The 6,399-nt window shown below is 68.2% G+C and carries 7 protein-coding genes; 6 read left to right on the top strand and 1 reads right to left on the bottom strand.

Going from position 1 to position 6,399, the window contains the following annotated elements:
• A partial coding sequence (locus AC5Y3P_RS20425) for a hypothetical protein (protein WP_500047762.1) occupies nt 1–879 on the bottom strand: 879 nt, incomplete at its 3' end.
• Nucleotides 880–966: 87 nt separating this feature from the next.
• Here AC5Y3P_RS20425 and AC5Y3P_RS20420 point away from each other — a divergent pair.
• The 6 genes from AC5Y3P_RS20420 to AC5Y3P_RS20395 all read left to right on the top strand — a co-directional run bounded on the left by AC5Y3P_RS20420 (nt 967) and on the right by AC5Y3P_RS20395 (nt 6,399).
• Entirely contained in the window at nt 967–1,596 is a 630-nt protein-coding gene (locus AC5Y3P_RS20420; protein WP_500047761.1) for a PaaI family thioesterase, read from the top strand.
• A complete protein-coding gene (locus tag AC5Y3P_RS20415; RefSeq protein ID WP_500047760.1) occupies nt 1,593–2,009 on the top strand; it encodes a TIGR02611 family protein in 417 nt (138 codons plus the stop codon). Before AC5Y3P_RS20420 ends, AC5Y3P_RS20415 begins: the two co-directional genes overlap by 4 nt.
• A gap of 73 nt (nt 2,010–2,082) precedes the next feature.
• The gene (gene thrS / locus AC5Y3P_RS20410; protein ID WP_500047759.1) at nt 2,083–4,146 is read left to right on the top strand and encodes a threonine--tRNA ligase; all 2,064 of its coding nucleotides are present in this window, start codon (nt 2,083–2,085) and stop codon (nt 4,144–4,146) included.
• A complete protein-coding gene (locus AC5Y3P_RS20405; RefSeq protein ID WP_500047758.1) occupies nt 4,143–4,724 on the top strand; it encodes an ATP adenylyltransferase in 582 nt (193 codons plus the stop codon). The genes thrS and AC5Y3P_RS20405 overlap by 4 nt, the downstream gene beginning before the upstream one ends.
• Nucleotides 4,721–5,437, top strand: coding sequence for a phosphatidylinositol phosphate synthase (pgsA, locus tag AC5Y3P_RS20400; RefSeq protein WP_500047757.1), 717 nt, complete (start codon nt 4,721–4,723; stop codon nt 5,435–5,437). Before AC5Y3P_RS20405 ends, pgsA begins: the two co-directional genes overlap by 4 nt.
• 56 nt (nt 5,438–5,493) lie before the next feature.
• Nucleotides 5,494–6,399 (top strand): phosphatidylinositol mannoside acyltransferase, encoded by a 906-nt coding sequence (locus tag AC5Y3P_RS20395; protein WP_500047763.1) that lies wholly within the window; start codon nt 5,494–5,496, stop codon nt 6,397–6,399.

Below are 6,399 nucleotides of genomic sequence, written 5' to 3'. Positions count from 1 at the left end.
ACTCGCGTCGTCCTCGAGGAACGCCCGCACATGGGTGAACCCGTCCAACCGCCAGGCCTGATACGCCCAGATCCCGGCGATCACCGGCAGCGGTCCGAACGCCACCCACCAGCGCGCCGCGGGCGGCACCAACTCGGCGATCACCTGGCTGCTTGGCACCCCGTTGACCTGGGCCGGTAGCCATTCGTGCAGCAGGATGGTCAGCATCCGGGTCGCCTCGAACGGGCCGGCGGCGGTGGCCAGCACCCAACTCGCCGACGCGATCAGCAGCGCCCACGGCCAGGCCAGCAGCAGCGACTGGTCATCGACCACATCGGCGGCGCTGCGGATCGATTCGGCGATGAAGATGAACCCGAGAGCCACCACGAACACGCCGATCTGAGCGGCCAACAGATCATCGAGCACCGAGTTCGCCTCTTCGTCACCGGCGCGGGTGGGCAGCCCGAACGCCAGCGACACCAACCCGGCCAGCAGGGCGAGCAGCATCACGGCCGAGGTGACGTCGTCGATCCGCAGGAACGAGTTGGTCAGGGTGCGCATGACCAGCTTCGAGGACGCCGACGGCCGGGTTTGGTAGAGGATCATCACCACGAAACCGGACAGGATCACCGACAGCAACCAGGACACCACGGCCGCGCAGATCAGCACCAACGCGAACGAGGCGAGCACCGGGATCAGCTCGGCGTTCTGCGCGGCCCCGTTGCGCACCACCAGCAGCGGCACCACCCCCACCGCGACGACGGCGATGGCCCGGATCAGCAGCGGCAAGGTGAAGCCGGCGATCTCGGCGGCGTCGACTTCGGGGTCGTGTTTGCGGATCGCCGCGATCTCGGCCGAGAACACCGACCGTGCCCGGCGAAAAGACGGTTTGCCGCCCACATCGGGCAATCTATGTGATTTCGGTGCGCCCGGGGGTGCTGAAGCGCCCGTGTCGGCACCGAAACCGCACGATATACGGTGTGCGGTGTGGGCGAGCAGACACTGCATTCCGGCGGCGGCTTCAACATTCCCGAGCCGACCACCAAGGGCGGTCCGGACTACGGCCGGTTCATCGCCGGGGTGCGGGACCTGCAGAACCGCGCCCGCACGCTGGATGCGCCCGATGAGGTGATCACCGAAGCCGCCGACCTGCTCGAGAAGCTGTCGGCGCTGCTGGCCCCGCACGACGGCGACGAATGGACCACGCCGACCGGGCGCCGGTTCGACCTGCCCAACCGGGGCAGCGTGCTGGGCGTGCCGGCCGACCTGCACCGGGTCGGTGACGACCGGGTGGCCGGCACGGTTCGCTTCACCACCTTCTACCTGGGCCGCAACGGCGCTGCGCACGGCGGCACCCTCGGGTTGCTGTTCGATTCGCTGCTGGGCTTCTCGGCCGCGGTGCTCACCGGCGGCATGCATCAGCGCACCGCGTATCTGCACATCGACTACCGCAAGATCGTCCCGATAAACAAGGACCTGCAGGTGCAGGCCTGGCTGCGCAGCGACGAAGGCCGCAAGATCTTCGTCGAGGGTCGACTGACCGACCCGGACGACGGCGACGCGCTGCTGGCCGAGGCGAACGCCCTGTTCGTCCGGCTCAAACCGGGACAGCCGTGAAGTCGAAGGCACTGCGCCGCTGGGCGCGCTGGCGCGACGGTCTGCGCGAGCGTCCCACCGCCAACCTGGTGTACCGCAGTGTGGTCGGCGTGGTCGGCATCCTGGTGCTGACCGTCGGGATCATCACCATCCCGTACCCGGGCCCGGGCTGGGCCATCGTGTTCGTCGGTCTGGGCATCCTGGCCTCGGAGTTCGACTGGGCCCGTCGGCTGCTGGGCTTCGTCCGGCAGCGCTACGACGCCTTCATGTCCTGGTTTTGGCTGCAGGGACTCTGGATCAAGATCCTCGGCGCGCTGTTCACCACGGCCGTGGTGGTCGCGACCATGTGGTTGCTGGGCGCCATCGGCTGGGGCGCCGCCCTGATCGGACTCGATTGGCCGTGGTTGCGCAGCCCGCTGGGCATCGGGTCATGACTGCAGGTCGTCCAGCGCGTCCCGATAACATGGTCGCGGCCAGCCAGACCGACTGACGAGTGGAGATTCCCCGATGAGCGCGCCCGCACCCCACGCCCCGGCAACCCCGATCCGGGTTCCGGCCGGCACCACCGCGGGCGCGGCCGTGCGCGAAGCCGGACTGCCTGGCCGGGGCGAACCGGACGCCGTCGTCGTCGTCGCCGACGCGGACGGCAACCTCCGCGATCTGAGCTGGGTACCCGACACCGACGTCGAGGTGACGCCGGTGCCGGCCAACTCCGAGGCCGGCCGCAGCGTCATCCGGCACTCGGCGGCGCACGTGCTGGCGCAGGCGGTGCAGGACATGTTCCCGGAAGCCAAACTGGGCATCGGCCCACCGATCACCGACGGCTTCTACTACGACTTCGACGTCGCCGAGCCGTTCACCCCCGACGATCTGGCCGCGCTGGAAAAGCGGATGCGCAAGATCATCAAGGACGGCCAGCTGTTCTCCCGGCGGGTCTACGAATCCAAAGACCAAGCCCGCGCCGAATTGGCGAGCGAGCCCTACAAGCTCGAACTGGTCGATGACAAGTCCGGTGACCCGGATGTGATGGAGGTGGGCGGCGACGAGCTGACCGCCTACGACAACCTCAATCCCCGTACCCAGGAACGGGTTTGGGGTGACCTGTGCCGCGGCCCGCACATCCCGACCACCCGCCACATCCCGGCGTTCCGGCTCACCCGATCCTCGGCGGCCTACTGGCGCGGCGACCAGAACAACGCCAGCCTGCAGCGCGTCTACGGCACCGCCTGGGAGTCGCAGGAGGCCCTGGACCGCCACCTCGAACTGATCGAGGAGGCCCAGCGCCGGGATCACCGCAAGCTGGGTGTCGAGTTGGACCTGTTCAGCTTCCCCGACGAGCTCGGCTCCGGGTTGCCGGTGTTTCACCCCCGCGGTGGCATCGTGCGCAAGGAACTCGAGGACTATTCGCGCCGTAAGCACCAAGAGGCCGGCTACGAGTTCGTCAACACCCCGCACATCACCAAGGAACATCTCTACGTCACCTCGGGGCACCTGGAGTGGTACGCCGACGGCATGTACCCGCCGATGCACATCGACGCCGAGTACGACGCCGACGGCACGCTGCGCAAGCCCGGGCAGAACTACTACCTCAAGCCGATGAACTGCCCGATGCACCACCTGATCTACCGGGCCCGCGGCCGGTCCTACCGCGAATTGCCGTTGCGGCTCTTCGAATTCGGCTCGGTGTACCGCTACGAGAAGTCCGGTGTGGTGCACGGTTTGACCCGGGTGCGCGGCATGACCCAAGACGACGCGCACATCTACACCACGCGCGAGCAGATGCGCGACGAGTTGGCCTCGCTGCTGCAGTTCGTGCTCGACCTGCTCTCCGACTACGGGCTCGACGACTTCTTCCTCGAGTTGTCCACCAAGGACCCGGACAAGTACGTCGGCGCCGACGAGGTGTGGGACGAAGCCACCGCGACGCTGCGCGAGGTGGCCGAAGCGTCCGGGCTGGAGTTGGTGCCCGATCCCGGCGGCGCGGCGTTCTACGGACCGAAGATCTCGGTGCAGGTCAAGGACGCGCTGGGCCGCAGCTGGCAGATGTCGACCATCCAGCTGGACTTCAACATGCCGGACCGGTTCGAACTGGAATACACCGCGGCCGACGGCACCCGGCAGCGGCCGGTGCTGATCCACCGAGCGCTGTTCGGGTCGATCGAGCGGTTCTTCGGCGTGCTGACCGAGCACTACGGCGGCGCGTTCCCGGCCTGGTTGGCTCCGGTGCAGGTGGTCGGCATCCCGGTCGCCGAGGCGCACGTGGCCTACCTGGACGACGTTGTGGCCCAGCTGGGTTCGCATGGCATCCGGGCCGAGGTGGATTCCAGCGACGACCGGATGGCCAAGAAGATCGTCAACCAGACCAACATGCGCGTGCCGTTCATGCTGCTCGCCGGCGACCGGGACATGGAAGAAGGCGCCGTCTCCTTCCGGTTCGGGGACCGCACTCAGATCAACGGTGTGCCCCGCGATCTCGCGGTGGCCGCGATCCGCGGCTGGATCGAGGCGCGCCGCAACGAGGTGCCGACCGCCGAGTTGCTCGACGTACCCGAGGCGGGGAGCGCGTCGTGAGCCAGGATCCGGAGGAGTTGGTGGACACCGGCGTCGGCGCACCGGATCACCTGCAGCGGCTGTGGACGCCGCACCGGATGAGCTACATCATCGGCGCGGTCAAGGGCCAGGACGCCGGCGAACTCGGCGAGCCGAAAAGCTCCGCCGGTAGCAAGCAGCCGTTCACCGACATCCCGCAGATGTCCGACGAGGACGGCTTGGTGGTGGCCCGCGGTGAACTGGTCTACGCCGTGCTCAACCTCTACCCGTACAACCCCGGCCACCTGATGGTGGTGCCGTATCGCCGGGTCGCCGAACTCGAGGACCTCACCAGCGACGAGGGCGCCGAGTTGATGGCGTTCACGCAGAAGGCGATCCGGGTGATGAAGAGTGTGTCGCGCCCGGACGGCTTCAACGTCGGACTGAACCTGGGCCGCTCGGCCGGTGGTTCGCTGGCCGAGCACCTGCACATGCACATCGTTCCGCGCTGGAGCGGTGACGCGAACTTCATCACCGTGATCGGCGGTGCCAAGGTGGTGCCGCAACTGCTACGGGACACCCGCGTCCTGCTGGCCTCGGAGTGGAACCGCCAACCGTGAGCGATTTCTACCTGATGACCCGCGCGGCCTACACCAAACTCAGCAGGCCGGTGGCCCGGACCGCGCTGCGCGCCGGGTTCACCCCGGACGGCATCACCATCATCGGCACCGCCGGGTCGGTGCTGGCCGCGTTGACGCTGTTCCCGATCGGCCAGCTGTTCTGGGGCTGGCTGGCGGTGTGGTTCTTCGTGCTGGCCGACATGCTCGACGGCGCGATGGCCCGAGAACGCGGCTACGGCACCCGATTCGGCGGGGTGCTCGACGCCACGTGTGACCGGATCAGCGACGGTGCGGTGTTCTGCGGACTGCTGTGGTGGGCCGCGTTCGGTCTGCAGGACACCTCACTGGCCGTGGCGACCATGATCTGTTTGGTTACCTCGCAGGTGATTTCGTACGTCAAGGCGCGCGCCGAGGCCAACGGGCTGCGCGGTGACGGCGGGTTCATCGAACGGCCCGAGCGACTGATCATCGTGCTGGTCGGCGCCGGCCTGTCCGATCTACCCGGCTTCCCGCTGCCCTGGGTGCTGGTGGTGGCGATGTGGGTACTGGCGGTCGCCAGCCTGATCACCCTGGCCCAGCGCCTGCATTCGGTGCGTACCTCCGAGGGCGCCATCGAGGAACTGCGCCAAGACGGTGCGCCCAATCCTGGAACACCCACTGCCGAAACCGCGCCGGACGACTCCGATTCCAGCCCTGACTCGAGCGAGGCCTGATTTTGTCCACGCCCTCCACCGGTCTGCCCGGTCTGCCCAAGGTCCGCGGTGTGCAGATGCCGTTCGCCGGGCACCTCTCGGACTGGGGTTACGCCACCGGTTGGCGGATGGTGCGCGCGCTGCCGGAATTCGCCGCGCGCAACGCCTTCGAGGCCGGCGCGTTGTACGCCGCGCGCGGTGGTGGACCGGATCAGCTGCGCCGCAACCTGGCCCGGGTGCTGGGTGTGCCGCCCAAGCAGGTCCCCGATGCGCTGATTCGTGACTCGCTGTCGTCATATGCGCGGTACTGGCGGGAGGCCTTCCGGCTGCCGTCGATGGACCTGGCTGCGGTGGCCCGGCGGATGGACGAACGGTTCATCGGTGCCGAGCACTTCGCCGCCGCGCAGGCCGCCGGTCGCGGCGCCGTGCTGGCGCTGCCGCACAGCGGGAACTGGGATTTGGCCGGGGTGTGGCTGGCGCAGACCTACGGCACCTTCACCACCGTCGCGGAGCGACTCAAACCAGAATCGCTGTACCGCCGTTTCCTGGAGTACCGGGAAAGCCTCGGCTTCGAGGTGTTGCCGTTGTCGGGTGGGCCGCGCCCACCGTTCGAAGTGCTCGCCGAACGTCTGGAGCAGAATCGGTTCGTCTGCTTGATGGCCGACCGGGACCTGACCCGCAGCGGGGTGCAGGTAGATTTCTTCGGTGAACCGACCCGGATGCCGTCCGGTCCGGCCAAGTTGGCCATCGCCACCGGTTCGCCGCTGCACCCGGCACACATCTACTACGACGGCGACGACTGCGTCGTGCATGTCTACCCGGCCGTGGACACCAGCTCCGGTGACGTCACCGCGATCATCCAGGACCTGGCCGACGTCTTCGCCCTCGGAATCGCGGCCCACCCCGCCGACTGGCACATGCTGCAGCCGCAGTGGCTGGCCGATTTGTCCGAGGGGCGCCGCGCGAGGCTGGCCGAGGGGTAG

Source organism: Mycobacterium sp. NGS45 (assembly GCF_059812645.1).
This window is presented reverse-complemented; position numbering and strand designations above follow the sequence as displayed.